This window comes from Caballeronia sp. GAWG2-1, from assembly GCF_023631405.1.
GTDB lineage: Bacteria > Pseudomonadota > Gammaproteobacteria > Burkholderiales > Burkholderiaceae > Caballeronia.
The window spans coordinates 318,194-340,542 of record NZ_JALQDD010000013.1 but is presented as its reverse complement, the minus strand read 5'-3'; the positions used below and the strand labels follow the sequence as shown (position 1 = coordinate 340,542).

General features: G+C 62.3%; 23 protein-coding genes. 10 read left to right on the top strand and 13 right to left on the bottom strand.

Annotated elements, in window-relative coordinates; translation table 11 throughout:
* Positions 1-112: 112 nt before the first annotated feature.
* Positions 113-1,051 (top strand): CobD/CbiB family protein, encoded by a 939-nt coding sequence (locus tag NCR98_RS09945; RefSeq protein ID WP_244825882.1) that lies wholly within the window; start codon positions 113-115, stop codon positions 1,049-1,051.
* A 7-nt stretch (positions 1,052-1,058) separates the two neighbouring features.
* On the opposite strand, the gene NCR98_RS09940 is transcribed toward NCR98_RS09945, so the two are convergent.
* Genes NCR98_RS09940 through NCR98_RS09930 form a run of 3 tightly spaced genes read right to left on the bottom strand, consistent with a single transcriptional unit; the run spans position 1,059 to position 3,600 of the window.
* Complete coding sequence (locus NCR98_RS09940) at positions 1,059-1,382, bottom strand: putative signal transducing protein (protein ID WP_244825881.1); 324 nt, start codon at positions 1,380-1,382, stop codon at positions 1,059-1,061.
* A complete protein-coding gene (gene rsgA / locus NCR98_RS09935; RefSeq protein ID WP_404989345.1) occupies positions 1,379-2,335 on the bottom strand; it encodes a ribosome small subunit-dependent GTPase A in 957 nt (318 codons plus the stop codon). Before rsgA ends, NCR98_RS09940 begins: the two co-directional genes overlap by 4 nt.
* The gene (locus NCR98_RS09930) at positions 2,332-3,600 is read right to left on the bottom strand and encodes a M48 family metallopeptidase (RefSeq protein ID WP_250526085.1); all 1,269 of its coding nucleotides are present in this window, start codon (positions 3,598-3,600) and stop codon (positions 2,332-2,334) included. Before NCR98_RS09930 ends, rsgA begins: the two co-directional genes overlap by 4 nt.
* 157 nt (positions 3,601-3,757) lie before the next feature.
* On the opposite strand from NCR98_RS09930, the gene orn reads away from it, so the two are divergent.
* On the top strand, positions 3,758-4,363 hold the full coding sequence (gene orn / locus NCR98_RS09925; protein ID WP_250465290.1) for an oligoribonuclease: 606 nt from the start codon (positions 3,758-3,760) through the stop codon (positions 4,361-4,363).
* On the opposite strand, the gene mog is transcribed toward orn, so the two are convergent.
* Both mog and yjgA read right to left on the bottom strand, forming a co-directional pair.
* Positions 4,354-4,992 (bottom strand): molybdopterin adenylyltransferase, encoded by a 639-nt coding sequence (mog, locus tag NCR98_RS09920; protein ID WP_250526084.1) that lies wholly within the window; start codon positions 4,990-4,992, stop codon positions 4,354-4,356. The genes orn and mog overlap by 10 nt on opposite strands.
* Positions 4,973-5,572, bottom strand: coding sequence for a ribosome biogenesis factor YjgA (gene yjgA / locus NCR98_RS09915; RefSeq protein WP_250526083.1), 600 nt, complete (start codon positions 5,570-5,572; stop codon positions 4,973-4,975). The genes mog and yjgA overlap by 20 nt, the downstream gene beginning before the upstream one ends.
* Before the next feature lie 222 nt (positions 5,573-5,794).
* On the opposite strand from yjgA, the gene pmbA reads away from it, so the two are divergent.
* Entirely contained in the window at positions 5,795-7,165 is a 1,371-nt protein-coding gene (gene pmbA / locus NCR98_RS09910; protein WP_250465288.1) for a metalloprotease PmbA, read from the top strand.
* A gap of 59 nt (positions 7,166-7,224) precedes the next feature.
* On the opposite strand, the gene NCR98_RS09905 is transcribed toward pmbA, so the two are convergent.
* Together NCR98_RS09905 and NCR98_RS09900 are read right to left on the bottom strand one after the other, a co-directional pair.
* Positions 7,225-7,728 carry a dihydrofolate reductase gene (locus NCR98_RS09905; protein WP_250509325.1) on the bottom strand — a complete coding sequence of 168 codons (504 nt, stop codon included), beginning with the start codon at positions 7,726-7,728 and terminating at the stop codon, positions 7,225-7,227.
* Positions 7,729-7,817: 89 nt separating this feature from the next.
* Positions 7,818-7,961, bottom strand: coding sequence for a hypothetical protein (locus NCR98_RS09900; protein WP_250509324.1), 144 nt, complete (start codon positions 7,959-7,961; stop codon positions 7,818-7,820).
* Between the two features lie 710 nt (positions 7,962-8,671).
* Here NCR98_RS09900 and NCR98_RS09895 point away from each other — a divergent pair.
* The gene (locus tag NCR98_RS09895; protein ID WP_244825869.1) at positions 8,672-10,051 is read left to right on the top strand and encodes a sigma-54 dependent transcriptional regulator; all 1,380 of its coding nucleotides are present in this window, start codon (positions 8,672-8,674) and stop codon (positions 10,049-10,051) included.
* A 146-nt stretch (positions 10,052-10,197) separates the two neighbouring features.
* On the top strand, positions 10,198-11,169 hold the full coding sequence (locus tag NCR98_RS09890; protein WP_244825868.1) for a thymidylate synthase: 972 nt from the start codon (positions 10,198-10,200) through the stop codon (positions 11,167-11,169).
* A gap of 62 nt (positions 11,170-11,231) precedes the next feature.
* Here NCR98_RS09890 and NCR98_RS09885 read toward each other — a convergent pair whose 3' ends face one another.
* Positions 11,232-11,954: an ArsR/SmtB family transcription factor gene (locus NCR98_RS09885; protein WP_250526082.1), complete on the bottom strand. Its 723-nt coding sequence runs from the start codon at positions 11,952-11,954 to the stop codon at positions 11,232-11,234.
* A 139-nt stretch (positions 11,955-12,093) separates the two neighbouring features.
* Between NCR98_RS09885 and NCR98_RS09880 the strand changes: the two genes are divergently transcribed.
* Both NCR98_RS09880 and NCR98_RS09875 read left to right on the top strand, forming a co-directional pair.
* The gene (locus NCR98_RS09880) at positions 12,094-12,240 is read left to right on the top strand and encodes a hypothetical protein (RefSeq protein WP_244825866.1); all 147 of its coding nucleotides are present in this window, start codon (positions 12,094-12,096) and stop codon (positions 12,238-12,240) included.
* A gap of 78 nt (positions 12,241-12,318) precedes the next feature.
* Positions 12,319-12,852, top strand: coding sequence for an acyl-CoA thioesterase (locus tag NCR98_RS09875; protein ID WP_250465286.1), 534 nt, complete (start codon positions 12,319-12,321; stop codon positions 12,850-12,852).
* A 59-nt stretch (positions 12,853-12,911) separates the two neighbouring features.
* Here NCR98_RS09875 and fumC read toward each other — a convergent pair whose 3' ends face one another.
* The 4 genes from fumC to NCR98_RS09855 all read right to left on the bottom strand — a co-directional run bounded on the left by fumC (position 12,912) and on the right by NCR98_RS09855 (position 18,100).
* Positions 12,912-14,318, bottom strand: a complete 1,407-nt coding sequence (gene fumC / locus NCR98_RS09870) for a class II fumarate hydratase (RefSeq protein ID WP_250492618.1) — start codon at positions 14,316-14,318, stop codon at positions 12,912-12,914.
* A 53-nt stretch (positions 14,319-14,371) separates the two neighbouring features.
* Positions 14,372-15,994, bottom strand: coding sequence for a phospholipase D family protein (locus NCR98_RS09865; RefSeq protein WP_250526081.1), 1,623 nt, complete (start codon positions 15,992-15,994; stop codon positions 14,372-14,374).
* A 425-nt stretch (positions 15,995-16,419) separates the two neighbouring features.
* The gene (locus NCR98_RS09860) at positions 16,420-17,850 is read right to left on the bottom strand and encodes an MATE family efflux transporter (protein WP_250526080.1); all 1,431 of its coding nucleotides are present in this window, start codon (positions 17,848-17,850) and stop codon (positions 16,420-16,422) included.
* Between the two features lie 28 nt (positions 17,851-17,878).
* Positions 17,879-18,100 (bottom strand): RNA-binding S4 domain-containing protein, encoded by a 222-nt coding sequence (locus tag NCR98_RS09855; protein WP_244825859.1) that lies wholly within the window; start codon positions 18,098-18,100, stop codon positions 17,879-17,881.
* Between the two features lie 345 nt (positions 18,101-18,445).
* Here NCR98_RS09855 and NCR98_RS09850 point away from each other — a divergent pair, with 345 nt between their 5' ends.
* From NCR98_RS09850 to NCR98_RS09840, 3 genes are all read left to right on the top strand, one after another.
* On the top strand, positions 18,446-18,820 hold the full coding sequence (locus NCR98_RS09850; protein WP_250526079.1) for a hypothetical protein: 375 nt from the start codon (positions 18,446-18,448) through the stop codon (positions 18,818-18,820).
* Positions 18,821-18,893: 73 nt separating this feature from the next.
* Positions 18,894-19,154 (top strand): hypothetical protein, encoded by a 261-nt coding sequence (locus tag NCR98_RS09845; RefSeq protein WP_244825855.1) that lies wholly within the window; start codon positions 18,894-18,896, stop codon positions 19,152-19,154.
* Positions 19,155-19,262: 108 nt separating this feature from the next.
* Positions 19,263-21,428, top strand: a complete 2,166-nt coding sequence (locus NCR98_RS09840; RefSeq protein ID WP_284503805.1) for an ATP-dependent helicase — start codon at positions 19,263-19,265, stop codon at positions 21,426-21,428.
* Between the two features lie 24 nt (positions 21,429-21,452).
* Here the strand turns inward: NCR98_RS09840 and NCR98_RS09835 are convergent, their stop codons facing one another.
* Positions 21,453-22,217 (bottom strand): DUF4088 family protein, encoded by a 765-nt coding sequence (locus NCR98_RS09835; protein WP_244825852.1) that lies wholly within the window; start codon positions 22,215-22,217, stop codon positions 21,453-21,455.
* Positions 22,218-22,349 lie beyond the last annotated feature (132 nt).

The following is a 22,349-nucleotide window of genomic DNA, read 5'->3' as shown; positions in this document are numbered from 1 at the left end:
GTCGACGTGCGACGTTACGCGACCTTGCGATTGGTCAGCGCGTCTGAACGCATCGAACGCTGTGCTATCGTTACGCGAAACTCGAACTACTCCGACCGTTTCGGCGCACCGCATGACTTTTTTCTCTGTATTGCTGGCTCTTATCCTCGAGCAGGTGCGTGCGTTATCGCCGCACAATCCGATCTCGGCGTTGCTTCAGTATCATGCGGAAAGCACCGCCCATGGTTTCGACGCGGGCAAGGAAAAGCACGGCATCGTCGCGTGGCTGGTGGTTGTGTTGCCGTGGACGCTCGTGGTCGGGCTCATCTATTACGTGTTGTATCGGATCAACTTCGTTCTGGCGTTTTTCTGGAACGTGGTGATCGTGTACTTCACGCTCGGCTTTCGTCAGTTCAGCCACTATTTCACCGATATCCATCTCGCGCTCAATAACGACGACGTGCCGCGCGCCCGCGAGGTGCTCACGGAGTGGACCGGTCTCGATACCGTCGACATGCCGGTAAGCGAGATCGTGCGCCACACGCTCGTGCACGCGGTAATCGCGTCGCATCGGCATGTGTTCGGCGTGTTCTTCTGGTTTCTGATTCCCATCGGGCCGGCTGGCGCGGTGTTTTATCGGATCGCTGAGTATCTGGCGCGTGCGTGGACGGAGCCGAATCCCGAACGGACCGCAGCGTTCTCATCGTTCGCGCAGCGTGCGTTTTTCGTGATCGACTGGATTCCTACGCGGCTCACCGCGCTCGGCTTCGCAATCGTCGGCAATTTCGAGGATGCGATCTACGCGTGGCGCAATCACGCGCGTCAGTGGCCGGACCCGAACGAAGGCGTATTGCTCGCGGCCGGCAGCGGCGCGTTGGGCGCGCGTCTCGCAGGACCGCTCGCCGAACCGCTGAGCGTCGAGGCGCTCGCCGTGGGCGATGCAAGCCCGCTGCCCGTCGGTGACGACTGCACGCCACGCACGCTCCAATCGGCGGTTGGCTTGGTGTGGCGCGCGGTGATCTTGTGGATGTTGATCCTGCTCATGCTGACCATTGCCGTCTGGCTGGCATAGCAAGGCGTCAATCGTCCAGCGGGTCGCGGTCCGTCTGGCACTGCCAGCACACGGTGAACTGCGCTTCGAGCCATTCGCCGCACTGACGGCATCGCCAGGGCCGGGCATTCGCTTCCGGTCCGCGCTTCGCACGCTCCAGAAGGCGAGTGGCCAGCGCTTCGTCGCGTTCATCGACGATCCAGATTTCCGGCGCGCATTGATCCGCCGGAATGTCACCCAGCGCGCCGTTCAAATACCGATTGTGTAACTCGCAAGGCACACCTGCGGTCGCGAGCACGTTCATCCAGTGTTGCGCCGTGATGAGGTTCGGTGCGCGCGTGAGCCGTTTCATCGAACGATCTGGCTTGCTTCGTGGACGAGCTGCGCATAAAGCGCATGCCGCGCCGGCCGAATTTTGCCGGCTTCGACCGCTTCGAGTACAGCGCAGCCCGGCTCCTGCAGATGATGGCAGTTGTAGAAGCGGCAATGCCCTAGATACGGCCGGAAGTCAGCGAAGGCGCGTTCCAGTTGACCTTCGGACAAGTGATGCAGGCCGAACTCCTGAAAGCCAGGCGAATCGATGAGCGAGCCGCCGCCTGGCAATTCGTACAGACGCGTGAAGGTGGTGGTATGCCTGCCGCTGTTGAGCGCCGACGAAATCTCGCGCGTGGCGGCGTCGGCGTCGGGGATGAGCAGATTCACGAGCGTCGATTTGCCCATGCCCGACTGGCCGAGCAAGATCGTCGAGCGATCTTTCAGGCGCTCATCCAGTTGCAGATGCACTTCGCCGGGCGCCATCTTCGCGGACAGTTCGATCACCGTGTAGCCCAGCGCGCGATAGGGCGCAAGTCGCTCGCGCGCCAGGGGCAACGCGCTTTCCACGTCGATCTTGTTGAGCACGATGAGCGCTTCGAGCCCGTGCGCCTCGGCGGCGATCAGCGCGCGCCCGAGCAGGTCTTCGCTGAAATGCGGCTCGGTGGCGAGCACGATCAGCAGTTGATCGAGGTTCGCCGCGAAGAGCTTCGACTTGAACTGATCGGACCGGTAAAGCAGGTTGCGCCGCTCGCCGATTTCGACGATCACGCCCTGATCCGCCGAAGACTGCTCGTAGATCACGCGATCGCCGACGGCGACTTCGCTCTTTTTGCCGCGCGGGAAGCATTGCAGCTTCGCGCCGCCGTCGTGCGGCGCGACGAGATAGTGCCGGCCGTGCGCGGCGATCACGGTGCCTTCCAGTCGGGCCTCCGCGGAAGCCGCGCCGCCCTGACGCGCGCCGCGGCCCGATGACACGCCACGCGCCGTCATGCGGCGTGTTGCATCAAGCGGTCGATGCGCTGCGAAGCGGGCGGATGCGAGTAATAAAACGCGGTGTAGAGCGGATCGGGCGTGAGCGTGGACGCGTTGTCTTCGTACAGTTTGACGAGCGCGTTGACGAGATCCTTCGGATCGGTCTGGCTGGCCGCGAAGGCATCGGCTTCGAATTCGTGTTTGCGCGAGCTCAGGCTGCCGAGCGGCGTGATGAAGAACATGAACACCGGCAGCACGAGCATGAACAGGACGAGCGCAAGTCCGTTGTTGCCGCCGACGAGCGACGGATGCACGCCGAGGCCTTCGTAGAACCACACGGTCTGCACGAGCCAGCCGAGGAGCGCGAGCATGGCGAGGCTGATGGCGAACATCACGACCAAGAGCTTGAGCACGTGACGGCGCTTGAAGTGGCCGAGTTCGTGCGCGAGCACGGCTTCGATCTCGCTGCCGGAAAGGCGCGCAAGCAGGGTATCGAAGAAGACGATGCGCTTCGCCGCGCCGAAGCCCGTGAAATACGCGTTGCCGTGCGCGGAACGGCGGCTGCCGTCCATGACGAACAAGCCCTTTGCCGCAAAGCCGGTGCGCGACATCAGATTTTCGATACGAGCCCGCAGCGCTTCATCCTTGAGCGGCTCGAACTTGTTGAAAAGCGGCGCGATGAAAGTGGGATAGATGATCATCGCGAGCAACTGGAACGCGACCCAGACGATCCACGTGTAGAGCCACCAGTAGGTGCCGGCGCGATCCATCATCCAGAGCACGAGCAGCAGAAGCGGCGCACCGATGATCGCGCCCAGCACCGTGCCCTTCACGAGATCGAGAAAAAACAGCTTCTTCGACATACGATTGAAGCCGAACTTTTCCTCGATCACGAAATGGCGGATATAGTCGAACGGCAGGTCGATGAGACTCGTAATTGCGATGACCGCCGCGACCAGCGCGATCTGTCCGAGATAGCCGCGCCCGAGCGACTCCGTAATGGCGATATCGAGTGCCTGCAAGCCACCGAGCAAGGTCAGCGCGACCAGCACGATGGCGCTGGTGACGACTTCGATCATCGTGAGGCGCGTGCGCTCAACGGTGTAGTCCGCCGCGCGCTGGTGCGCCGTCAACGGGATCGTGCCGGTGAACTGCGGCGGCACGCCGTTGCGATGCGCCGCGACGTAGCGAATCTGGCGCGAGGCCAGCCAGAGCTTCGTTGAAACCATCGCAACGAGGGCGACGACGAAGATCGTCGAAAAAGCGAGTGTGAGGTTGGCCATGCAGGGCTTCCGATTGAACTATGCGAGAATTATAGGTTCTAGGCCGTGCTCGCGTTGCCACAACGCGTGGTTGCCGAAAAGCCCGCGCGGCGACTGGGCTTCATGCGCCTCAAGACACTAACATCAGCGTTACTCGAACCTCTTCCAGGTACTTTCCATGACCGATTCTCTCGACCAACCCGAACCCGTCCTCGCGCGCAGCGACATGAATCTCGTGTGGCTCGACATGGAGATGACCGGGCTCGATCCCGACAATGATCGCATCATCGAGATCGCGGTGGTCGTGACGAATTCGACGCTCGACAAGCTGGTGGAAGGGCCGGTGTTTGCGATCCATCAGTCGGAAGAAGCACTTGGCCGCATGGACGAGTGGAATCGCAATACGCATGGCCGCTCGGGGCTGACGGAACGCGTGAAGGCATCGACGGTGGATGAAGCGGAAGCCACGCGTCAGATTCGTGAATTCCTCGGTCAGTACGTGCCGCCCGGCAAGTCGCCGATGTGCGGCAATTCCATTTGCCAGGACCGCCGCTTCATGGCGCGCTGGATGCCGGAACTGGAGACGTTCTTTCACTATCGCAATCTGGACGTGAGCACGCTCAAGGAACTGTGCCGCCGCTGGCAGCCAGCCATCTACAAGGGCTTTCAGAAGCGCGCGATGCACACGGCGCTTGCCGATATCCACGAGTCCATCGACGAACTCAAGTACTACCGCGAGCACTTCCTGATTCCCGCGGCGTCGGCATCGTCGGCTCAGGCTTGAGGTTTGGAAGCGCCTGACTTTCGAATGGCGCTCTTAGGCCGGAACGCGGCAACCGCTTCCGGCTTCGTTTCGATGTAAGGCCCGCCGATCAGATCGATGCAATACGGCACTGCCGCGAAGATGCCCGGCACGCGCGTCTTGCCGTCGGCGTCCTTCAGGCCTTCGAGCGTTTCCCTGATCGACTTCGGCTGTCCCGGCAAATTGATGATGAGCGCGGCGTGATCCTCCGTTTCACGAATCACGGCAACCTGACGCGAGAGAATGGCGGTCGGCACGAAGTTCAGGCTAATTTGGCGCATCTGTTCGCCAAAGCCTGGCATCGGCTTGGTGGCGACGGCGAGCGTCGCTTCCGGCGTCACGTCGCGGCGCGAGGGACCGGTGCCGCCCGTGGTCAGCACGAGATCGCAACCGTGTGTGTCGACCAGATCGATGAGCGTGGCCGAGATGGTGGCGGCATCGTCGTGAATCAGCCGCGTTTGCGCGCGCCAGGGTGAACTCAGCGCTTCTCCGAGCCACGCTTCGAGCGACGGCACGCCTTTGTCCTCGTACACACCTTGCGAGGCGCGATCGCTGATCGAAACGAGTCCGACGAGCAACTCGTCCGGATGATTACGCTTCGTCGTCGTCACGGTTGTCCTCGTCGCTGTCGCTCTCGTCTTCCTGCTCCACGCCCGCTGCGTTCTTGATCCACTGGAACAATTCGCGGTAATAGCGCGGCGGCTTTTGCAGCTCGCGCTCCTTGCGCGTATTGCGGATCAGCGTGCGGCCTTCCTGCGCGTCCACGCCCGGATGCTCGCGGATGAAATCGGTCAGCGCGGCGTCATTTGCGAGCAGCTTTTCGCGCGAGCGTTCGATCCAGTGCAGGCGCGCGGTCTCCGCCTTGTTCACGCCACGATGCGTGTCGAGCGCGGTGCGCAGCGCGGCGACTTCGTCTTCGAGCAGCGTGCGCATGACGCGCCCGACGTATTGCACCTGACGGCGCTTGCCTTCGTGATCGGTGATACGACGCGCTTCGCGCACGGCGTCGTTCAGCTTCTCAGGCATGGGCATGCGCTTGAGCGCGTCTTTCGGCAGCGCGATCAGCGCCTCGCCCAGTTCCTGCAGCGCGTGCATGTCGCGCTTGAGCTGGGATTTGCTCGGGCGATCGTAGCCGTTTTCGTCGACTTCCGGCTCGGCTTCGATCGGTTGAATGCGGGTTTTACGGTTCATGGCGATATTGTAGCTTGCGCGTCGCAGCGCTCGGCTCGCGCACGCCAAGCTCGATGCATCGTGCATGCGGTGCGGGTGCGCGGTCCTTGCTATGATCGCAGCATGCGTCGATCGAATCGACCCCGCCGTCTGCTTCATCGAAAGGCCGGACGAAAGCGGGAATCCTCTTGCAACGACACGCGCGGGCGCGCGGCGCCCCCGACCTCCTAAGGCACACACAAAATGGCAGCAGACATGGACGTCAAGCAACGCTTTTTCCCGCATACGCAAGACGAACTCAAGGAGATTGCCTCCGACATCCTGCGTCACGCGAAGGAACTCGGCGCGACCGATGCCGCCACCGAAATCTCCGAAGGCGATGGCCTCTCGGTAAGCGTGCGGCGCGGCGAAGTCGAGACCATCGAGCACAACCGGGACAAGATGGTGGGCGTGACCGTCTTCATCGGCAAGAAGCGCGGCAATGCGAGCACCGCGGACTTCACGCGCGAAGCACTGCGCGATACGGTTGCGGCCGCCTACAACATCGCGCGTTTCACGGCGGAAGACAGCGCCGCCGGGCTCGCGGAAGAAGACTTGCTGGAGAAGTCGCCTCAGGACCTCGATCTTTATCATCCGTGGGTCATCGACGCCGAAGAGGCCGCCGAGCTCGCACGCCGCGCCGAAGCCGCCGCGTTCGCGGTGGATAAGCGCGTGACCAATTCGGAAGGCGCGAGCGTATCGGCGCAGCATTCGCAGTTCGTGCTCGCGACCTCGCGCGGCTTCCTCGCGGGCTATCCGTACTCGCGGCATTACATCGCGTGCGCGCCCATTGCCGCGAGCGGACGCGACATGCAGCGCGACGACTGGTACACGTCGCGCCGCAATGCCACCGAACTCGCCGCGCCGGAAGCCGTCGGACGCTACGCCGCCGAACGCGCGCTCGCGCGTCTGAACGCGAAGAGCCTCGACACGCGCAAGTGCCGCGTGTTGTTCGAAGCGCCGCTGGCTGCGGGCATCCTCGGCTCGTTCGTGCAAGCGGTGAGCGGTGGGGCGTTGTACCGCAAGACGACGTTTCTCGTCGACAGCCTCGGCAAGCCGGTGTTCGCGCCGCACGTTCAGATCGTCGAAGATCCGCATGTTAAGGGCGGCATGGGCAGCGCGCCGTTCGACGAGGAAGGCGTGCGCACCGAACGTCGTAATGTGGTGGATGACGGCGTCGTGCAGGGCTATTTCCTGTCCACGTATTCGGCGCGCAAGCTCGGCATGAAGACCACCGGCAACGCGGGCGGCTCGCATAATCTGACGATGACAAGCTCGAATACGAAGCCGGAAGACGACTTCGAGGCCATGCTGAAGAAGCTCGACACCGGCCTTTTGCTTACCGAACTGATGGGGCAGGGCGTGAACTACGTGACGGGCGACTATTCGCGCGGTGCGTCGGGCTTTTGGGTGGAGAACGGCAAGATTCAGCACGCGGTCGAGGAAATCACGGTCGCGAGCACGCTTCAGGAAATGTTCCGCCACATCGAGGCGATCGGCGCGGATACGGTCGTGCGCGGCACGAAGGAAATCGGCTCGGTGCTGATCGAACGGATGACCATCGCGGGGCAGTAAAACTTAGAGGTGGTTCAAGAAAAAGGCCCCGGATGGCGCGAGCTATCCGGGGCCTTCGTTCATGCGTCCGCCCGGCGTCGATACGTGACGAACGCGAAGTCGAACGCGTTCGGCGGCGCGGCGCGCCGCGGATCGCGCGCGACTTCCTGCCAGTGCGCGGCGTCCGGCGCCGGAAAATGCGTGTTGCCTTCGAAATCGGCATCGATCTCGGTGACGATCAACTTGTCCGCCTGCGCGATGGCGTCGCCGTACAACTGCGCGCCGCCGATCACGAAGGCCTCGCTTGCGTGATCGGCGGCGGCGAGCGAGAGCGCATCGGCCAAGCTCGTGACGGTATCGCAGCCGGTATAGCGACGGGTGGCGTCGCGCGACACGACGATATTCCGCCGCCCGGGCAGCGGCCGGCCGATCGATTCATGCGTCTTGCGTCCCATGATGATCGGCGCGCCCATCGTCGTGCGCTTGAAGAAAGCGAGATCCTCGGGGAGGCGCCAGGGCAGGTCGTTGTCGCGTCCGATCACGCCATTGCGCGCGCGGGCGACGATCAGGGTCAGCGTCGTCATGTAGTCGGAAAGTCGTGCAGGAGTGAGGCGCGCAGGAGGCGCGACCGTGCCGCGATTTTAACCGACGCCCGCCGCTGTCTTGCCTCGACTCAGCCTTTGGTCCGATCGAAGCCCGGACGCTCGGGAGTGAACTCGTCCCATAGCGTGACGCTCACGCCGTAGTTCGAAGACTGCCCTTGGTGCGATTCGGCGTCGCTCGTGTTCGCTGCGTCCCGCGCATTTGTCCACGACAAGGCGCGTCGCTCCTCGACGTCCGACGAACGGGAAGTCGGCGCGCAATCCGGTAAAGAATGATCGAAAGCCATCGTGGCGACATATCCGAGTAAGTATTCCCGGAAGTGTTTCGGGAATAAAACAGTCAGGCGGCTGGTATATCGAGTTGAGATGCGACCAGGCTAAAAATCTGCTGACGAAACGAAATGCGGCTTGCATTTCTTACCTGTCCGCATGCGTCGAATATAGCCAGATACATGCCAACAGTCGCAATCCGTTACCGTGCAAAGATCATGATGAAAACGGCAGAAAATCATCGTGGCCGAAGGGACGAAAACGTTTCACACGTGAAACGCGAAGGGAGAAAAACATGAATTTCCTGTGAATCAGGTATAAGATTTTGTCTTATTAAAACGTCTCATTTGCTTTTAATAATTCATTGAGAAATTCTTGCCAGCCCCGTCCTGTCAGGGTTTTGTGACCAGTCCAATGGGCCTTGACGATATTTGTTTGCGGGGTTTATGGGTTATAGTAGTCTCTCGAAAATGGCGCAGAATCGGTCAATAGGGATTCGTGGAAGGGTTCACGGCGCCAGATGCGTCGTTCCCGGAGGCAACGAATCGAAACGCGAGTCCGCTCGCCACACAGCGCGAGGACATTGATTTCTGCATGCAGCGAGAGCCTGAACTACGCGACCTTTTCAACGAATGTTGAAGAAAGGATCTGAATAATGGACGTCGCTCGGCGGCAACTTATCTATGTGACTCGCGATCCCAGCGAGATGCTATGCGCGCGCTTCGAAGAACGCGGCTGGCAGATCGAAATCGTGGCGAGCGCGCGCGACACGAAGAAAGCCCTGCGTAGCGATATGGCAATCGGTGGTCTGCTGGACTTGTCGAGTCACTTCGAGTCTCACGAATTGGCGGCGTTCGAGTCGTCGTTGACCATGACGAACGTCGGCTGGGTCGCCGCCACCGTTTCCGGACAACTGGAAGACGCCGCCGTGCGCCGGCTGATTCGCGACTATTGTTTCGACTACGTCACGATGCCGACTTCGAACGATCGCATCGTCGATTCCGTGGGACACGCCTACGGCATGGTCGCGCTGCATGACGCGGCATCGAACGATTCGCGCAGCGAAGGCCGCGCCGAAGGCGAAATGGTCGGATCGTGCGACGCCATGCTGGCGCTGTTTCGCTCCATTCGCAAAGTCGCCATGACGGACGCGCCCGTTTTCATCTCGGGCGAATCGGGCACAGGCAAGGAACTGACGGCGGTTGCCATTCACGAGCGCTCCGCGCGTCGCGATCAACCGTTTGTGGCCATCAACTGCGGCGCGATTCCGGCGCATCTCCTGCAATCGGAGCTGTTCGGCTACGAGCGCGGTGCATTCACGGGCGCAAATCAGCGCAAGATCGGGCGCGTTGAAGCGGCCAACGGCGGCACGCTGTTCCTCGATGAAATCGGCGATCTGCCGCTCGAAAGCCAGGCCAGCCTATTGCGCTTCCTGCAGGAGCGCAAGGTGGAGCGTCTGGGCGGTCACGGTTCAACGCCCGTCGATGTCCGCATCATCTCGGCGACTCACGTCGATATGCAAACCGCGATGATCGAAGGGCGTTTTCGCGCCGACTTGTATCACCGCCTGTGCGTGTTGCAGATCGACGAGCCGCCGCTGCGTGCGCGCGGTAAAGACATCGAATTGCTCGCGAAGCACATGCTCGATCGCTTCAAGAAGGACGCAAGCCGGCGTCTGCGCGGCTTTTCGCCGTGCGCCATCGCCGCGATCCACAACTACGGCTGGCCGGGCAACGTGCGCGAACTCATCAACCGCGTGCGGCGTGCCATCGTCATGTCGGAAGGGCGGCAGATCACCGCGCGCGATCTCGAATTGGGCGAATACGTCGAAGTGGCGCCGGTGTCGCTTGCGCAAGCGCGCGAGGCGGCGGAGCGTCAGGCCATCGAACTCGCATTGCTGCGTCATCGCGGGCGTCTTGGCGATGCCGCGCACGAACTCGGCATCTCGCGCGTCACGCTGTATCGGTTGCTGAGTGCGCATGGCATGCGCCATATCGAGGTGGATGCGCCGCCGGAGCACGCCACGCGCGGCTAAGGCTCAGGCTTGGCAGGACATTCGAACGGGCGCTTCAAGCGCCCGTTTCTTTTGTGTCACGAAGAGCGTCCGCGCGCTGCGCTTGGTAAAATTGCTTCTTTGCGCCGGCATTCGCTCAGGCGCGTCGCGCCTCCAAGGATCATCGAATGAAACAGTATCTCGAGCTCGTCCAGACGATTCTCGATACCGGCACGTGGCAGGAAAACCGCACGGGCATCCGCACCATCGGCATTCCGGGCGCGATGTTGCGCTTCGACTTGCAACAAGGCTTTCCTGCCGTTACGACGAAGAAGCTCGCGTTCAAGTCGGCGATCGGCGAAATGGTCGGCTTTCTGCGCGCCTCGAAGAGCGCCGCTGACTTCCGCGCGCTCGGTTGCAAGGTCTGGGACGCGAACGCCAATGAAAATCCGCAGTGGCTCGAGAATCCGTATCGCCAGGGCGAGGACGATCTCGGCGACGTGTATGGCGTGCAATGGCGTAAATGGCCCGCCTACAAGCTCGTGGATGCCTGCGCGGGCGACCAAATCGCCGACGCCACCAATCGCGGCTACCAACTGGTGACGAGCTTCGTCGAAAACGGCCGCGAGCAGGTGCTGCTGTATAAGGCGATCGACCAGTTGAGGCAATGTCTCGATACGATCATCGAGCGTCCCACCGACCGGCGCATTCTTTTTCATGCGTGGAATCCGGCCAAGCTCGACGAGATTGCTTTGCCCGCGTGTCATCTGCTGTATCAATTCATCCCGAACGTAACGACGCGCGAGATTTCGCTGTGTCTTTATATCCGCAGTAACGATGTCGGGCTCGGCACGCCGTTCAATCTGACCGAAGGCGCGGCGCTGCTGCATCTCGTCGGACGGCTGACCGGTTTCAAGCCGCGCTGGTTCACGTATTTTATCGGTGACGCGCATATTTACGAGAATCAACTCGATATGCTGAACGAGCAATTGAAGCGCGAGCCTTTTCCGAGTCCGCAGCTCATCATTTCGGATCGCGTGCCGGATTACGCTGTCACGAAACGCTATGAACCGGAATGGCTGGAACAAATCGAGCCGAAAGACTTTGCGCTCGAAGGTTATAAACACCATGAAGCTTTGAAGGCGCCGATGGCGGTTTGATTATCGCTTTCTCATGCAGGACGCAAAGACGCACGGCTCAAAACCGTGCGTTTTTGTTTGGCTCAGCGCATCGACAGAAATTGCCGGAAGTGTTGCTGTCCTGAGGGCGTTACGCGCAGCACACGGCGCTTCGATGTCGGTTCGATCCAGCCATGCGCTTCGCAAGCGTCGAGAAACGCCGCGCCAAGCGCGCCGCCTAAGTGCGGCCGCCGCTCGCTCCAGTCGATGCACGTACACGCAAAACGTCTGCGGCGCGCCCGCTGTGCCGTCAGGTCGATACCCAGTTGCGCGAAGGCCTGCGCGCCGTCTTTCGTGGCTTCGAGTTCGGTGGCGCCGTCTGCGGCGAGCCAGTCGCGAGCGATCATCGTATCGAAGACACGCACCGCCAGTTCGCCCGCCAGATGGTCGTAGCACGTGCGCGCGTAGCGCATGTCGAGTGGCACCGCGCTCGGCGGCCGCTGCGGCTCGCGCTCCGGCGCGCTCGCGCGCGCGAGATTGGCGAGCGCTTCGATCGCGGCGGCGATATCGGCGGTCGCGATCCGGTAATAGCGATGCCGCCCGCTCACTTCCAGCGCCAGCAACCCGCCTTCGGTCAGACGCGCGAGATGTCCGCTCGCCGCCGAAGGCGAGAGTCCCGCGATCATCGTGAGTTCGCCGGCGGGGCGCGCGGTGCCGTCCATCAGCGACCAAAGCATGGCCGCGCGGCCCGGATCGGCGAGCAACGCCCCAATGCGCGAAAGGCCGGGAAAGTGGCGGGAACGAGAGTCTTCGGGGCTTGAGTTCATGGCGCTTCTCCGGAACCGTTTCAGATACTCTAGCGCGCAATCGCACGCGATGTTTCACTGCCCGGTGAAACGTCGATGCATCCGCAGCCGGCGCTAGAATGGCCCTTCGTATCGGTATTCGCGGCAGCAAGGAGTTCGCATGATCAGATTCATCACAGTCACCGTCGTCGCCGGGTTGATCGCGCTTGTCGCCGGATGCGCGGGCGGGCCTTCTTCGGCGGGCGCGGGCGGCGGCAGCATCACGATGTACGGCACCATCGACGAAGGCGTGACCGTGCACAATTAGCCGAGCTTTTTGCCGACCCTATTAATTGGGCGTATGCGCCTTGAAGAGCGCGTGCAACTTCGATAAAACGGAACGCCCATGAATACGCCCATTTCCACTTTCGCTCCCGCCGAACCCGGCGCCCTTCGCGCGGGCCGCGCCGAAACCACGTTTCGTTTTCTCGCCGAACCGACTTCGGTGAACTTCGGCGGCAAGGTGCACGGCGGCGCGTTGATGAAGTGGATCGACGAAACCGCGTACGCATGCGCGGCGATGTGGTCCGGGCGGTATGCCGTGACGGTGAGCGTCGGCAATATCCGCTTTCGCAGGCCGATTCTCGTCGGCAATCTCGTGGAACTACGCGCGCGCGTGGTGGCGACCGGGCGCACCAGCATGCATATCCACATCTCCGTGCACGCGGGCGATCCGAAAGTCGGCGAGCTCGAACAGACCACCGATTGCCTGATGGTCTTCGTCGCCGTCGATGAAAAAGGTCAACCAACGCCCGTGCCCGCGTTCGTGCCGGAATCGGACGAAGAGAAGCGTCTCGCGCGCTACGCGATGGACGTGAAAGATGCGCTCGACGCTATCGTCGAACTGAAGCCGGAAGAGGTCGCGGCGGGGAAGGTTTGAAGCGCATTGACCGGTGAAGCCCGCGCATGCGCACGCGGGCTTCGTGATCGATCGACAAGCTACTTGTTGCCGACCATGTCCTGCGGCTTGACCCATTCATCGAACTGCTGCTCGGTCACGTGTCCGAGCGCCAACGCCGATTCCTTCAGCGTCGTGCCTTCCTTGTGCGCCTTCTTTGCGATCTGCGCGGCTTTGTCGTAGCCGATATGCGGATTGAGCGCCGTCACGAGCATCAGCGATTCGTTCAGGAGACTCTCGATACGCTTCTCGTTCGGCTCGATACCGACCGCGCAGTTGTCGTTGAAACTGAGCGCGCCATCCGCGAGCAGACGCACGGATTGCAGCACGTTATGCGCGATCATCGGCCGGAACACGTTCAGTTCGAAGTTGCCGCTCGCGCCGCCGAAGTTCACCGCCACGTCGTTGCCGAAAACCTGACAACAGAGCATGGTCACGGCTTCGGACTGCGTGGGATTGACCTTGCCCGGCATGATCGAGCTACCCGGCTCGTTTTCCGGAATCGAAAGTTCGCCCAGGCCGCAGCGCGGACCGCTCGCGAGCCAGCGGATGTCGTTGGCAATCTTCATGAGCCCGGCGGCGACCGTCTTCAACGCGCCGTGCGCGGCGACGAGCGCGTCGGCGGCGGCCATCACTTCGAATTTGTTGGGCGCGGTTTCGAACGGCAGGCCGGTCAGCTTGCCGATGGCCGCCGCGACTTTCACCGCGAACTGCGGATGCGCATTGAGCCCCGTGCCGACGGCCGTGCCGCCTTGCGCGAGCTGATACAGATGCGGCAGGGTTGCCTCGACGTGACGAATGCCCTGATCGAGTTGCGCGACATAGCCTGAGAATTCCTGGCCGAGCGTGAGCGGCGTTGCGTCCTGCAAGTGCGTGCGGCCAATTTTCACGATATCCGCGAAGGCCTTCGATTTTTTGTCGAGCGTGTCCCGCAGCGTCTTGAGCGCCGGCACGAGATGCTTGACGATGGCAAATGCGGCGGCGACATGCATGGCCGTCGGAAATACGTCGTTGGACGACTGTCCGCGATTCACGTCGTCGTTCGGATGCACGAGGCGCTCTTCGCCGCGCTCACCGCCGAGCAGCTCGCTTGCGCGATTCGCGATCACCTCGTTGAGATTCATGTTGGTCTGCGTGCCGGAGCCCGTCTGCCACACGGCGAGCGGAAACTCGTCCGGATGCTTGCCGTCGATGATCTCCTGCGCGGCTTCCTTGATCGCCTTGGCTTTCTTGGCGTCGAGCACCTTCAGCTCTTCGTTCACGTCGGCGGCTGCGTGCTTGACGATAGCGAGCGCCGTGATCAGCTCGGGCGACTGCTTTTCAGTCGATATCTTGAAGTTCTGCAAGGAGCGCTGCGTTTGCGCGCCCCAAAGCTTGTCGTTCGGCACGGCAATCTCGCCGAACGTGTCCTTCTCCATGCGTACATCGCCCTTTGCGTTCTGTGTCATTGCTTGAAGCTCCTTACGAGAGTCAGATTCGGTGCCGATGCGAGCCGCCCGCTTCATAACTGCTTGTCGACTGGCAGCAGCATGAAGAGGCCCGTCATCACGTTTCGATACAAGCCCGCTTCGGGATCGAAGTTATAGGTGACCATGCCGTCCTTGCCCTTCGTCGTCCAGACGAGGCCGGATTGCGGCGAACCGGTGCGCTGCAGACTCGCCATCACCGCCGCGCTCGCCAGTTCCACGCGATAGCTCACCTCGGGCGAGATGCCTCGATCGAACAGCTTCGCGGTCTGATCGGCGATAGGCTGGCTGTGGATCACGAGCGCGAGTTCGGTGTTGAGCAGCGCCGAGCGCGGATCGAGATTCATCGAGCCGATCACGAGGATACTCCGATCGATGACATACGCCTTTGCATGCAGGCTCGCGCGCGATTGCGAGCCGAACAGCCCGGCGCGCGGACGGCCTTCGCCCTGGATCTGAATCGGCTTGAATTCGTACAGTTCCACGCCGTTTTGCAGCAGAGGAATGCGATACGGCGCGTAGCCCGCCTGGACCGCGACGGCATCGGTGGCGGCGAGGGAGTTGGTCAGCACGGCGACGCGCACGTGGCGCCGCGTGACATCGGCGAGCGCCTTCACGCCTGCATCGTGCGGCACGAAGTAGGGCGACAGAATCAGGAATTCGCTTTGCGCGCTCTTCAGCAGGTCGGCGAGACGCGCCATCGGCGGACTCTTGTAGTCCTCGCTCGGGTTCTCGATCTTCGACGGCGAATCGGCCCAGAACTCGGTCTCTGCCCACACGAGTTCCAGATCTTCCTGCGCGATCTGCTGCGCGAGCGGCGTCGCGTTCAGCGGCTTGGCATTGAGCGGTTCGGCTTGCGCGCGCCAGTGTGCGCGCAGATCGTCGCGCGTCTTGTCTAGCTCGGACGCGTCGAATTTCTGCTTGTTCAACACGCGCAGCGGATACGACAGCGCGCTGTTCCAGTAGTCGTCGAAACTCGCGGAGACTTTTTGCGCGATGGGTCCGGCGGTGAAGACATCGAGATCGCGGAACTGCAGCGTCGGACTCGCGCTGAAGTATTCGTCGCCGAGATTGCGGCCGCCGACGATGGCGATCTGGTTATCCGCGATCATCGCCTTGTTATGCATGCGGCGCGTGAAGCCATCGACATTGGAGAAGAAGTTCTGCGTGCGTTCGGTGAAGCTCTCGCGCGCGCTGCCGTATGGGTTGAACACGCGAATCTCGATGTTCTGATGCGTGTTCAGCGCCGCCATGATGCGGTCGATGTCCTTGAAGTTCAGGTCGTCGACGAGCATGCGCACGCGCACGCCGTGGTCCGCCACGTAGAGCGCGGCGGCGAGCAGCAGCTTGCCGGTGTTGTCTTCCTCGGCGATGTAGTACTGCATGTCGAGCGTTTTCGTCGCCGCGCGCGCGAGCGCAATGCGCGCCTGCAGCGCTTCCGTGCCGCTTGGCAGGAGACGCACGGCGGACTGGTCCGGGTGCTTGCGTTCGAGCGGCGCGAGCGCGTCGCCGAGCGGCGTGCTTTCGCTGGCCGGCAATGCCTGGCTCACCGGGCGATCGAACGCCGTGGCGGGCGGGCGTGTCGCGCAAGCGGCGCAAAGTGCCGTTAGTGCAAGCGTTGCGAAGAGGCGCGCGGTGCGACTCGAAATCTTCCTCATGCTGCTCGTTCTTGCATTTGCACTCGCACTTGCACTTGCACTTGCACCGATGGCAGCTTCATCCATTCCCCGGTTTCGCGACACTGTCATTCCTCTTTTTCGTGGTCTCGATACGGCCCGGCATTCATGACGATGCCGATGCTCGGTTTCGCGACTTAGCAATTCCCGTTCTCGCCGGTGCTGGTCGAAATATTCTATGGGAAATTGGACGATTCGCCCGGAAAGGCAGTACGCGACCCGCGTATCGGCGCCGGAGCGCGGAAGAAAAAAAGCCCGCTCGGGTGGAGCGGGCTTGAACCCCTGTCACTGGAGTCTCAAGGAGGAGACGGGTTCATCCTAACAATGCCTGCTGGTCTGGCCAACCAAGGATTCGTGCTTTGTATGTGGGAAAGCGGTTGTGATGCTTATTTGCTCGAACTACGCGCTCACATCGGGCCGTGAACCGGCGCGGTCGCGCCATCCGCAACCTTCACGCTTCCCGTCTCGACCATCCGCCGGCTGATTCGATGAAAACGCAGCGTCATCAGCATGGCGACGCTCGCAAGCCCCGCCGCGAGGCCCCACCACAAGCCCTTCGCGCCCAGTTCGAAGTGGAACGCGAGCACATAACCCGTCGGAAAACCGACGCCCCAGTAACCGAACGCGGCGGCGAGCATCGGCACGCGAGTGTCCTTGAGGCCGCGTAGGCAGCCGGAACCGACCGTCTGCATGCCATCGACGATCTGGAACACGGCGGCGACACCCAGCAGCGAGGCCGCGAGCGCAACCGTCTGCGCGTTTTTCGGATCGCCGAGATGCAGATACAGCCCGACGATCGCGCGCGGCACGGTAATCAGCACGAGTCCCGACAGCACCATGAAGCCGACGCCGAGCGCGAGCGCGACGAAGCCCGCATGACGCGCCGCGAGCGGCACGCCCGCGCCGACCCAATAGCTCACGCGCACGTTCGCCGCCTGTCCGATGGCAAGCGGCACCATGAAGGCCACCGACGCCACGTTGATCGCGATTTGGTGCGCGGCGAGCGGCGCTTCGCCAAGCAAGCCGACCATGAGGCCGGTGGCGAGAAACAGCGTGGATTCGACGCCATACGTGATGGCGACCGGCCAGCCGATGCCGAAGAGTTCGCCCATGAGCGGCATGCGCGGACGCGCCGCGACGACGAAATGACGATAGCGCGGCCGCAGATGCAACAGCGCGACGAGCGCGAGCGCAATGCCCCAAATGGTGATCGTGGTCGCCGCAGCCGAGCCGAGAAACCCTTCGCGCGGCAGGCCCCAGGCGCCGTGAATCAGCCCGTAGTTGAGGAAACCGTTGACGAACACACCGCCGATCGACACCCACAAAAGCCTGCGTGCCGCGCCGATAGCCGGCAGAAACGCGCGCATCAATCCAATGCCGATGAGGCTGCCCGGCGTGCCCCAGCGCAGCACGGCGCAATACTCACCGACATTCCGGGCGAGCGTAGCCGGTTCATGGAACGCGAGGAGAATCGGCTCGGCGTAGCTCAGGAGCACGAACGCGGGCACCGCAAGCAGCACCGACAACACGAGCCCCGTCCAGTAGATGCCCGGCACCTGATGTTCGGCGTTCGCGCCACGCGCATGCGCCACCGATACGCTGACGGACGTAAGCACGCCCTGCAGCAGCGTCACGATCACGAAGAACACGTTCGCGCCCAGGCCGCCGGCGGCGAGCGCATCGGGGCCTAACGAGCCGAGCAGGATGGTGTCGGTGACGCCCATCGCCATTTGCGAGAGTTGCGCGATGGCGAGCGGCGCCGCGAGCCGCGCCGTATCGACGGCATGGCGCGAAAAACTCGGCGGATGCGCCGCCGCGCGCGTGAAATGGGATTGCATGTCTTGAGCGGCCATTCGTGGCGACGGTTTATTCCGGCGCGCGGACTTGGATCTTCTGACCATCGAGCGCGACGACCTGACCCGCGCGAATCTTGCAGGTCTTGCGCATCTCGACTTTGCCGTCGACGCGGACATCGCCCATGGCAACGCGCGCTTTCGCGGAGCCGCCGCTGTCGGCGAGCCCCATCAGCTTAAGCAGGTTATGAAGTTCGACGTAGTCGCCCGTAAGGGTGAATTGAAGCGGTGGCATGGCGGGCGCGGAGATTACTCGGGTTGATTCGAGGTGGATTCGAGATGAATTCGGGGCGAAGGCGTCAATGATAAACCAGTGGCCGCCCTCGAATAGCTGGGCACGCGCCGTGCTGGTGCATGACGGACTTCGGCGCGCGCTGTCATCGTATTGAAAGCAGGCGCGATGGCAATTGTAGCCAGATGAAACGGTCGGTAACAACGACTCGGTTCGTCGAACTTGGACGCGCATCGCCGAGTCCGATAGTTTGATCGATACAGCTTCGGTCATCTTTCCAATCGACAAAAGTCGTGCGTCATCGCAGTTCATGGCCGCCGACGCTTAAACCAAGAGAGGACCTCGCTCATGATTAAGACTCGAAATCTGATGATCGGCACCGCATTCGCCGCCCTGACCGTCGCTTCGGGCGCTTTCGCCCAAACCACGGACGCCGTGCCGGCACAACCGGCGACACCTGCGCCGCAAAATCTCGTCGCGCCCGCGCCGACCGATCCGCTGGTCCAGCGCCGCAACGCGAACGCCGAGGCGAACGCTGAGTACAAGGCATCGAAGAAGGCTTCGCAAGCCGACCTGAAGGCCGCGAACAAGCAGGCGAAGGCGCAGTACAAGGAGCAGGTGCGTAACGCGAAGATCAATCGCAAGGCGGATAAGGACGCCGCCAAGGATGAGTTGAACGCGACGGAATCCAACACGCCGAAGGACACGGGCTTGCAGCATTGATTTCGATGCGTTGGACGCGCGCCGCAGTGCCGTGGCGCGCGCTTCATGAGGCTTGAGAAAGGGAGGACACACCATGACTCGATCGAAGAATGCAGTGTTGGCCGCCGTGATTGCCGGGACGCTTGCGAGCGTCTCAGTGGTTTCCTTCGCGCAGACGACGAGCGATCAGCAGCCGAGCAGCGCGGACAAGAAGGCATCGAAAAAGCAGGCCGAGGCCAATAAGGACGCGGCCGTCGCTCAGGCCAAGGCCGACAAGAAGAAAACCGAAGCGCAGTCGGAAGCGAACGAAGCGGCTGCGGATGCGAAGCTCAAGAACGCGAAGAAGGCGGATTAGCAGGACGGTTGTTCGGGTAGTGCGAATGGTCCAGTCGGGTGCAACCCGCTGGGCCGTTTTTTTTGCCCAACCAACCGGTGAGCGCAAACCCTTGCGTCTCCAGTCTGTATGGATATACAGTACACGTCACACTTTTTTGCGCCTCTTCCCGTGCTGACGCTCCCTGAAGAAACCGCCACCGCCGACGCAGCCGAAGCCCAGGTTGCCGCCTATCTCGCCAAGCTCAACGAGGCGCAGCGCCACGCCGTCGAGTTCGGCGTCGATGAACCCAACCGCTGCGGCGGGCCGCTTCTCGTCATCGCGGGCGCGGGGTCTGGCAAGACCAACACGCTGGCGCACCGCGTCGCGCATCTGCTGGTGAAAGGCGCCGACCCGCATCGCATCCTTTTGCTTACTTTCTCGCGCCGCGCCGCCGTCGAGATGACGCGTCGCGTCACGCGCATCGCCATGAACGCGCTGGGCACCAAGGCCGCCATCGCGCAAGGTCTCACGTGGTCAGGCACGTTCCATAGCGTTGGCGCGCGTTTGCTGCGCGATTACGCCGATCTCGTCGGGCTCGCGCCGTCGTTCACCATCAACGACCGCGAAGACTCCGCCGATCTCATGAACCTCGTGCGCCACGAGCTCGGGTTATCGTCGAAAGAGAAGCGCTTTCCCGCCAAGTCCACGTGCTTCAGCATTTATTCGCGGGTGGTCAACACGGGCGCCTCGCTTGCCGCCGTGCTGGATCAGTCGTATCCGTGGTGCCGCGAGTGGGAGGCGGACTTGAAGCGTCTCTTCGCCGCCTACGTCGCGGCCAAACAGACGCAAAGCGTGCTCGATTACGACGACCTCTTGCTTTACTGGTCGCATCTCGCGGCCGAGCCGACTATCGCCGCCGATCTGTCGAGCCGCTTCGATCACGTGCTCGTCGACGAATATCAGGACACCAACCGCCTTCAGGCCACCATTCTTCTGGCGATGAAACCGGACGGCCGCGGCCTCACCGTCGTCGGCGACGATGCGCAGTCCATCTACTCGTTTCGCGGCGCGACGGTGCGCAATATCCTCGATTTTCCGCGGCACTTCGACCCGCCCGCCGCGACCGTCACGCTCGATCGCAACTATCGTTCGACGCAGCCCATTCTCGAAGCGTCCAACGCGGTGATCGGCATGGCCACCGAGCGCTATACGAAGAACCTCTGGACCGACAAGGCATCGGCGCAAAAACCGCGCGTGGTGAGTGTCGCCGATGAAGCCGATCAGGCGCGCTATATCGTCGAGCAAGTGCTGGAGGCGCGCGAGGGTGGCATGAAGCTCAAGTCGCAGGCCGTGCTGTTTCGCGCGGCGCATCACAGCGCGACGCTCGAAATCGAACTCACGCGCAAGAACATTCCGTTCGTGAAATTCGGCGGGCTCAAGTTTCTCGACTCCGTGCACGTCAAGGACGTACTCGCCGTATTGCGCTGGGCGGAAAATCCGCGCGATCGTGTCGCCGGCTTTCGCGTGGCGCAATTGCTGCCGGGCGTCGGGCCGGCCATCGCCGGGCGGCTGCTGGACAGCGTGGCCCAAGCCGAACGTTCATCGAATGCGATTGCCGCGTTCCATGCGCCCGCCCGCGCCAGCGAAGACTGGCCGCGTTTCGTCGGCCTGATGGCGAAACTCTGCGGCCGCGAGAGCGGCTGGCCGGCGGAGTTCGAAATGATCCGCCGGTGGTACGAGCCGCATCTCGAACGCAATCACGAAGACGCGGCCATCCGTATTGGCGACGTATTGCAGATGGAGAGCATCGCGTCGACCTATCCCACGCGCGAGCGCTTTCTCACCGAACTCACGCTCGATCCGCCCGATGCGACCAGCGACGAGTCCGGCGTGCCTCTCATCGACGAAGATTATTTGATTCTCTCGACAATCCATTCGGCGAAGGGGCAGGAATGGCGCAATGTTTTCGTGCTGAACGGCGTGGACGGCTGCATTCCATCCGATCTGGGCACGGGTAGCGACGAGGAAATCGACGAAGAGCGGCGGCTGCTTTATGTAGCGATGACGCGCGCGAAGGAAGATCTGCATATCGTCACGCCGCAGCGCTTTTACGTGCACAACCAGACGCATCTGGGCGACCGGCACGTGTGGGCGCAACGCACGCGCTTCATTCCGCAGCATCTGATGCAGAACTTCGAAGCCACCGCGTGGCCGCCGGTTCCGGTCGCCGCCGCGCCGACGGCGGCGGGACTCGCGGCCGCGGCTAAGGCGAAGATCGATATCGCGGCGCGCTTGAAGGGGATGTGGGATTAGCGGTAAGCGGCGCCCGGTCCACGCCTAACGCTGCGCCCGCGAAGTCTTCGGCACGCGCGGCGCCGGCGCAAAGATGCTCCGTAGCCATGCGGCAAACCGCGTGAACCCATCATAAGGTTCATCGACAAACAACTCCGGCCGCAGCGAGCGAATGTATTCGAGTACCTGCTGCGCTTCCTGCTTCTGAATCGACCCATAAAAAATGCCGAGCCGCAGCAGACAGCGCAATTCACCGAGCTTCTCGCGCGCATTCGAGCCAACGCTGTTTTCCACCGCGATCTTCGTCTCATAGGTGCGCTGACGCAGCGAATCGGCGAGGCGCCATGCGGGCGTCTGCATCTTCTCCTCGACTTCGCGGATATCCATCGCGGCCGACTTGATCTGCGAGGCGAGCACATCGACTTGCGAAGCATCGCCCTTCGCCTCGGTGACGATGGCCGTCGCCCATTCGCGCGATGCCTTCACGAGATCCTCGGCGTTCCAGTCCGAGCGGATCGCGAACGCGAAACCGTGTTCGGCCGCCTGTCGGATCAAAATCTCGACGACATCCGGAAATTCCTTGTCGAGCGCGCGCTTGGCCCACGCGTACTGGCCTTGCGACAGCATGCGCTGCACCGCCTGCTCGGTCAGCGGCGTCGGATTGTCGAGCAGCTTGGCGCGCAGAAAGTCCTCGAACGTCGGCGTGACGAACTGCGGGTCGAGCTTGAGCGACAGGCGCATGAACGCCTCATAGTCGCGATGCAATGAAGCGATGGTCTCGTCGCGAAACGATAGGGTTATTTGACGCATGTTGGTTCCCGGTTCCGCGCTCGGATGGCCCGATGGCGGGAAATGCCTTTGGCGTCCGCTTCGACGGCGGAGTCCATTCGTTTCTGATAACGGCGTTACAGCCGGGAACTTGAGGGTGTTCTGAAAGCCGTT